The organism is Intestinibacillus massiliensis, from assembly GCF_900155735.1.
GTDB lineage: Bacteria > Bacillota > Clostridia > Oscillospirales > Butyricicoccaceae > Intestinibacillus > Intestinibacillus massiliensis.
Genome location: NZ_LT707048.1, coordinates 24,832 through 31,517, shown reverse-complemented (window position 1 = coordinate 31,517; position 6,686 = coordinate 24,832). Strand labels below are relative to the sequence as shown.

Here is a 6,686-nt window from a genome sequence, read left to right as displayed (position 1 = left end):
GCCCCGGCCGCCGCGAGATCGGCCACGGCGCGCTCGCAGAGCGCGCGCTGCTGCCGGTCATCCCGTCGGAAGAGGAGTTCCCGTACGCGCTGCGCCTGGTGTCCGAGGTCGTTTCCTCGAACGGCTCCACCTCGCAGGGCTCGGTCTGCGGCTCCACCCTCGCCCTGATGGACGCGGGCGTGCCGATCAAGGCGCCGGTCGCCGGCATCTCCTGCGGCCTGATCACCGACGGCGGCCAGGAGACCACCTTTACCGACATCCAGGGCGTCGAGGACTTCTACGGCGACATGGACTTTAAGGTGGCGGGCACCAAGAAGGGCATCACGGCCATCCAGGTCGACATCAAGGTCGACGGCCTGACCCCGAACATCATCAAGGAAGCGTTCCGCAAGTGCCGCGACGCGCGTTACGGCATCCTGGACGAGATCATGCTCAAGGCGATCCCCGAGCCGCGCAAGGAAATGAGCGAGTGGGCGCCCAAGATGATCACGATGCACATCCACCCCGACAAGATCCGCGAGGTCATCGGCAAGGGCGGCAGCGTGATCCAGAAGATCGTCGCCGAGTCCGGCGCGAAGGTCGACATCGAGGACGACGGCACGGTCGTCATCGCGTCGGTGAGCGCGCACGAGGGCGAAATGGCGCGCAAGATGATCGAGGCAATCGTCAAGGACCCCGAGCCGGGCGAAGTCTACTACGGCAAGGTCGTCCGCCTGATGACCTTCGGCGCATTCGTCAACCTCGTACCGGGCAAGGACGGCATGGTACACATCTCCAAGATGGCGAACCGCCGCATCGAGAAGGTCGAGGACGCGGTGCACGAGGGCGATATGGTCTGGGTCAAGGTCATGGAGATCGACGACAAGGGCCGCATCAACCTGTCCATGAAGGACGTCAAGGAAGAAGAAAAGGTGCGCTGAGGCGCAGCCTGTGGCAAAGGGAGGCCACCCCGGTTGGGGCGGCCTCCCTTTTTTGCGCCCGCAGGGGCGTTTCGTTTTTGCGCCGGGGATGAGGAAGGCCGCGGACGGTCTGCACCCGCCCGCGGCCAAGAGGAAAGGAAAAACGCTTATTCGCCCTTCTCCGCGAAATAGTCCGCGTAGAAGTCGTAATCGGTCTTGAGCAGTTCATAGAACTCCTCGCCGGAAATGTGCTTGACATGGATGCTCAGGTTCTCCATGGTCTTCTGGAAGTCCGGGTCGTCGAACGCCTTGTCGAACGCGTCCTGCAGGACGGCGATGCGCTCCGGGTCGACGCCCTTCGGCAGGCCGAGGCCCATGTAGGACTGGACGGAAAGGTCATAGCCCTGCTCCTGCAGCGTCGGCACGTCCGGGTAGTCTTCCAGGCGCTCGGTGTTGGAGGAGGCGATCAGGCGCAGCTCGCCGGATTCGATATAGCTCGTCGCGTCGGACATGACCAGGCTGATGGCGTCGCAGTGGCCGCCCAGCAGGCCGGTGACGACCTCGGAGGAGGAGTTCATGTTGACGAACTGGATGTCGGTGCCGGTCAGCTCCGCCAGGCCTTCGATGACCAGCGGGTGCGGGTAGCCGGAGCCCATCATGTTAAGGCCGCCGTTCGCCTTCGCGCCCTCGACCAGGTCGTCGATGTCCTGGTACGGGGAATCGCCCTTGACGAGGACGCCGTAATCGTACTGGGACAGGGTGCCGAGGTAATCAAAGCTGTCCGGGGTGTACGCGACCTGCATCTGGTGCGGCGCGATGACCATGGGGGAGTAGGAACACACGCCGAAGGTGTAGCCGTCGGCCTTGGCGTTGAGCACCTCGGTGACGCCGATGGTGGCGCTGCCGCCGGGCTTGTTGACGACCGAGACCGGCACGCCGAGGGTCTTCTCCATCGCGGAGGCCAGCGCGCGGCTCGCCAGGTCGGTGCCGCCGCCCGCGCCGTAGTTGCAGATCAGGGTGATCGTCTTGGTCGGGAAGTCGCCCTTCTTGGCGGTATCCTTTGCGCCGGTGCTGCTGGAGCTGCTGTCGGTGCCGCCGCACCCCGCGAGCGCGCCCACGAGCATCGCTGCGGATAAAACCATTGCCAGTTTCTTTTTCATCATCTTAATTTACCTCTCTTTTATAAGTTTGCATCGTAAGGTCATTCAGCGGGGGCTTCCGCCGCCTTTTCCGCGGCCTTGGCGGCCTTGTAGCGCTTGTACTTGCCGCGCAGGATGGTGAACAGGGAAACCGCCGTGATCACCCAGAGCACCCAGTCCAGCGGGTTCTTGAAGAAGATGGACACGCTGCCGCGGGACATCTGCATCGCGGTGCGGAAGTATTTTTCCAGCATCGGGGACAGGATGAAGCCGACCAGCATGCATGCGGGCGGGAAGTGGAACTTCTGCAGGAAATAGCCGATGACGGCAAAGGCCAGCATGATGCCGACGTCAAACAGGCTGGAGTTCAGCGCGTACACGCCGACGATACAGAACATGCAGACGCAGGGCAGCACGACGTTCGGCTGCAGCTTGGAAATCTTGGTGAAGAGCTTGACCGTCAGCAGGGTGATGATGGCCATGACGATGTTCGAGACCATGACGCCCGCATAGATGTTGTAAACGTCCTGCGCGGCCTCGCGGAAGATCATGGGGCCGGGGGTCAGGCCCTGCAGCATGAACGCGCCGATGATCAGCGCGGCGACCACGTCGCCGGGGATGCCGAGGGTGAGCAGCGGGATCATGTTGGAGCCGCAGACCGCGTTGTTCGCGGCCTCCGCGCCGGCGATGCCCTCGATGGAGCCTTTGCCGAACTCCTCGGGGTGCTTGGAGGCGCGCTTTGCCGCGTCATAGCCGACCCAGGCGGCCAGGGAGGAGCCGAGGCCGGGCAGCGCGCCGATGCCGCTGCCGAGCAGGGCGGAGCGCAGCATGGTCTTCCAGGTGCGCTTGAAGTCCTTGCGGGTAAACTTGTCGTCATCCGGGCAGGAGGGCGGCGGGAGCAGCGCGCCCTGCTTGCGCTTGTGGAAGGACTCGATCTGCACCAGGATCTCCGAGAGCGCGAGCGAGCCGATCAGCATGGTGACGATGTCGATACCGCTCGACAGCTTGAGCGCGCCGAAGGTCAGGCGCGGGATGGTTTCGACGGGGTCCATGCCGATGACGCCGAAGAGCAGGCCGACCGCGCCGGCCATCAGCCCCTTGACCATGGAATCGCCCGAGGCGGACGCAATGATCGTCAGCGCGAACAGCATGAGGATGGTGTATTCCGCCGCGCCGAATTGCAGCGCGTACTGGGCGACGGGCTCCGCGATCAGCACGAGCAGGACGCAGGCCGTCAGGCAGCCGAAGACCGAGGAAACAAGCGCGGTCTTGATCGCCTTGCCGGCCTTGCCCTGCCTGGCCATCGCGTAACCGTCGCCGACGGTGGCGCTGGCCGCCGGGGTGCCGGGCGTCGCCAGCAGGATGGCGGCGATACTGCCGCCGAAGGTGCCGCCGTTAAAGGCGCCGAGCAGCATGGTGATCGCCTGTGTGGGGCTGAGGTACAGGGTGAGCGGGACGAGCAGCGCGATCGCCATCGTGGCGGTCAGGCCGGGGATCGCGCCCATGATGAGGCCGAGCGCCACGCCGCCGACCAGGTAGATGAGGTTACCCGGCATCAGGATCGTCAGGAAGCCCTGGCCGAGCATAGATAATACGTCCAAAGTAGTTGACGCCCCTTTCTTATGGCAGCACGAGCTTGAGCCCGTAGGTGAAGAATACGTAAACCAGGATGGGCAGGATGATGCTGACGCCCGCGATCACGAACTTGTTCCGCTGGCCGAGCAGCAGCATCATGCCGGCGAGCAGCGCGATGGTCACCGGGATGTACGGCAGGAACTGCAGCAGCACCACGCTGACGATCAGCACGGCGAGCGCGAGCAGCGACATCTTGATGCCGCGGGAGGTGAAGGTGACGGTCTCGCCGCCCTGCTTGCCGCGCTTGCGGTACGACTGGTACAGCATGCAGATGGAAAGCACCAGCATCGCGTAGCCGCAGAAGTTCGGGAAGGAGCGCGGGTTCGGGAAGCCCTTGCCGACGTCCATGACCTGCGACGGGATGATGGCGAACAGCAGGACCAGGGAGAACACCAGGAAGAAGACGCCGAGCACGAGGTCCGCCTTGCTCTCCGTCAGGGTAAAGGTCCGGCCTTTATTTTCGTTTTCGTTGTTAGACATTTTGATACCTCGCTTTGTTCAAAAAATCTGTGAAGCCGCTCCACCGGCGCGCAGCCCTCTTGCCTGCTGCCGGGACGGCCCCCCGCGCCCGCCTTGGCGGCGCGGCCGGTCTTTGAATGCGCTTTCCCCCCTTACCGTTTCGCGTTGCCGGCCGTGGCTTTGGGCGGGGAACGCCCCGGCCGGCCGGTGTGATGCCTGTATAAAGAGCAAGTTCGGTGCCACAGTACGGCCGCCGAGCCAGAATCGCCGGGGATTGTTAAAATATTGGCGATGTGTTAAAAACAAGCCGCCGATTTTTATGAAAGTTTCCCTGCAAAATGGGCTTGCCAAGCGGGCGGGGCGGATGGCTGCCTTTTTCTGGATTCCATGGCCGGCCGCGAGTGGCCTGGTTTAGTTCTTATTAGGTTTTGCCAATCGTCTTTCGTGCTTGCCTTTTAACCTATACCATGCTATATTATAGACAATATCCATGAAAGAAGCAAGGTTGTGGGAAGATGAATACAGCAAAACGTCAAACCCTGGTGGTCTTTACAGAAAACGAGTTCAACCGCGCCTTCCTCCAGAACCTGCTGGAACAGTTCCTGCACGGGTACCTGGAGATCATCCCGCTGTCCTCCGCCACGCGGCACACGCTGACGCAAACGCCCAAGGCGGTGGTCGCCAGCATCTTCGCCGAACCGGCGGCGCGCGCCCTGTTCCCGGACAGCGAGATCATCTGCACGCAGCGCCTGGTCAGCGGCGACCGGCTGGAGAAGGTCATCGCGCTGCCGCCCGGCACGCCCGTGCTGGTGGCGAACAAGCCGCTCTCCATGGCGGAGGAGACGGTGCGCAACCTGACGGATATGGGCATCAACCACATCCGGCTACAGCCGTACAGCCACGAGGCCGGCATCGACACCGCCGGGTACGATACCGTCATCTATACCGGCACGCGCGACTACGCGCCGGACGGCAAGAAGGCCTACATTAATATCGGCCACCGCGGCCTGTCCCAGTCCACGCTGGCGCGCATCATGAAGGTGTATAACATCCCGTTCGACGCGCTCGAGCACGCCTACCATAACCACGCCAAGATGATCGTGCGCGGCCTGTACCGCCTGCAGGACTCCCTGCAGGAATCCACGAAGCTGCAGCGCAACTTCGAGCAGGTGTGCGTGCTCAGCACGAACGCCCTCATTAATATCGACGGGCAGGGCAAGGTCGTCATGTTCAACCCCGCGGCCGAGGGGCTGCTCGGCAAGGTGGCCGCGGAGGCGCTCGGGCAGCCGTACGGCGAGGTGCTGCACGAGTTTTCCGCGCTGTGCAAAATGGTCGCCCGGGAGGCCGACGCGACCGACCAGATGATCTACATCCACGACCACGCGGTGCTGGCGACGATGCGGCTCGTCAATATCGAGGAGTCCCGCCACGTGTTCCTGAGCCTGGTGCGCGTGGAGAGCCTGATGAACACCGAGGAAAAGGCGCGCGCCAACATCTACCGCAAGGGCTTTGTGGCAAAATACGCCTTTGACGATATCAAGGGCACGTCCGCCGTGCTGCGCGACACCGTGACCCTGGCCAACTATTATGCCCAGGCGGACGCCACCGTACTGATCACCGGCGAAAGCGGCACGGGCAAGGAGCTGTTCGCGCAGTCCATCCACAACGCGTCGCCGCGCGCCCGCGGCCCGTTCGTGGGCGTGAACTTCGCCGCCATCCCGGAGAACCTGATGGAAAGCGAGCTGTTCGGCTACGACGAGGGCGCGTTTACCGGCGCGTCCAAGGGCGGCAAGGCCGGCCTGTTCCGCTCCGCGCACCACGGCACGATCTTCCTCGACGAGATCGGCGACGTTTCGCCCTCCATGCAGAGCCGCCTGCTGCGCGTGCTCGAGGAGCGCGAGATCATGCCGGTCGGCTCGTCGCGCGTCATCCCGGTGGACGTGCGCATCATCTGCGCGACCAACCGCAACCTGCCCCAGATGGTCGCGGAGGGCAAGTTCCGCGAGGACCTCTATTACCGCCTCAAGGTCTTCACCCTGCGTACCCCGTCGCTGCGCGAGCGGCTGGAGGACGTGCCCGTGATCCTAGAATCCATGACCGGGGTGCCGCTGCCCGCCCACCTGCGCGACTGGTTCATGTCCTACGACTGGCCGGGCAATATCCGCGAGCTGAAATCCATCGCGCAGCACTTTTCGCTGTTCTCCAAGGTGCCCAGCCCGGACAGCGAGGAGGGGCGCATCTGGCAGGGCATCCTGACCAGCTTTTTCCGCGACAGCGGCTTCACGCCCCGCGAACTGCCGCCGTCGCCCAGCGCGCGCCCGGCGCTGCAGGAGGGCGACCTTGCGCTGCTGCGCTGCATCGACGAGATGAACCGCGCGGGGCAGTCCGCCGGGCGGTACTCGCTCGCGCGGCATCCGGCGATGGTGCGCCTCGGCATGACCGAGGCGCGCATCAAGCTGCGCCTGAGCCACCTCAAGGAATCGGGCTACCTGCTGGCCGGGCGCACCCGGCAGGGGGTCGCGCTGTCGCCGCTCGGCAAGGGGCTGCTGGAGGG

At 64.0% G+C, this 6,686-nt stretch carries 5 protein-coding genes and 1 pseudogene; 3 read left to right on the top strand and 3 right to left on the bottom strand.

Features of this window, described 5'->3' with window-relative positions:
- Positions 1–173 (top strand): annotated as a pseudogene (locus CZ203_RS15410) (hypothetical protein); the annotation flags it as partial.
- Positions 168–920, top strand: a complete 753-nt coding sequence (locus tag CZ203_RS15035; RefSeq protein WP_407927691.1) for a S1 RNA-binding domain-containing protein — start codon at positions 168–170, stop codon at positions 918–920. The pseudogene CZ203_RS15410 and the gene CZ203_RS15035, both read left to right, overlap by 6 nt.
- 146 nt (positions 921–1,066) lie before the next feature.
- Here CZ203_RS15035 and CZ203_RS01335 read toward each other — a convergent pair whose 3' ends face one another.
- The 3 genes from CZ203_RS01335 to CZ203_RS01325 are packed head-to-tail and all read right to left on the bottom strand — an operon-like array spanning position 1,067 to position 4,153.
- A complete protein-coding gene (locus CZ203_RS01335) occupies positions 1,067–2,062 on the bottom strand; it encodes a tripartite tricarboxylate transporter substrate binding protein (RefSeq protein ID WP_087064291.1) in 996 nt (331 codons plus the stop codon).
- A gap of 38 nt (positions 2,063–2,100) precedes the next feature.
- On the bottom strand, positions 2,101–3,639 hold the full coding sequence (locus CZ203_RS01330) for a tripartite tricarboxylate transporter permease (RefSeq protein ID WP_143436064.1): 1,539 nt from the start codon (positions 3,637–3,639) through the stop codon (positions 2,101–2,103).
- A gap of 19 nt (positions 3,640–3,658) precedes the next feature.
- Positions 3,659–4,153, bottom strand: coding sequence for a tripartite tricarboxylate transporter TctB family protein (locus CZ203_RS01325; protein ID WP_087064289.1), 495 nt, complete (start codon positions 4,151–4,153; stop codon positions 3,659–3,661).
- 494 nt (positions 4,154–4,647) lie between these two features.
- Here CZ203_RS01325 and CZ203_RS15325 point away from each other — a divergent pair.
- Positions 4,648–6,686 (top strand): sigma-54 interaction domain-containing protein (locus tag CZ203_RS15325; protein ID WP_087064288.1); only part of this gene is annotated, 2,039 nt, incomplete at its 3' end.

Bases quoted from the DNA above. Each gene is read 5' to 3' on its own strand.
- CZ203_RS15035 (WP_407927691.1), top strand. From the start codon at position 168: ATGGACGCGGGCGTGCCGATCAAGGCGCCGGTCGCCGGCATCTCCTGC.
- CZ203_RS01335 (WP_087064291.1), bottom strand. From the start codon at position 2,062: ATGATGAAAAAGAAACTGGCAATGGTTTTATCCGCAGCGATGCTCGTG.
- CZ203_RS01325 (WP_087064289.1), bottom strand. From the start codon at position 4,153: ATGTCTAACAACGAAAACGAAAATAAAGGCCGGACCTTTACCCTGACG.